This window comes from Paenibacillus pasadenensis, assembly GCF_023715725.1.
Taxonomy (GTDB): Bacteria; Bacillota; Bacilli; order Paenibacillales; family Paenibacillaceae; genus Paenibacillus_O; species Paenibacillus_O pasadenensis_A.
Genome location: NZ_JAMBOT010000096.1, coordinates 1 through 255, shown reverse-complemented (window position 1 = coordinate 255; position 255 = coordinate 1). Strand labels below are relative to the sequence as shown.

General features: G+C 58.0%; 1 rRNA gene. It reads left to right on the top strand.

What is annotated here, in order from left to right:
• A 16S ribosomal RNA gene (locus M3223_RS24670) occupies positions 1-255 on the top strand; the annotation flags it as partial.

The following is a 255-nucleotide window of genomic DNA, read 5'->3' as shown; positions in this document are numbered from 1 at the left end:
GGACGGATCCCTTCGGGGTGAAGTTAGCGGCGGACGGGTGAGTAACACGTAGGCAACCTGCCCTTAAGACTGGGATAACCTCCGGAAACGGATGCTAATACCAGATAATCGGTTTCTCCACCTGGAGAGGCCGGGAAAGACGGAGCAATCTGTCACTTGAGGATGGGCCTGCGGCGCATTAGCTAGTTGGTGAGGTAACGGCTCACCAAGGCGACGATGCGTAGCCGACCTGAGAGGGTGATCGGCCACACTGGG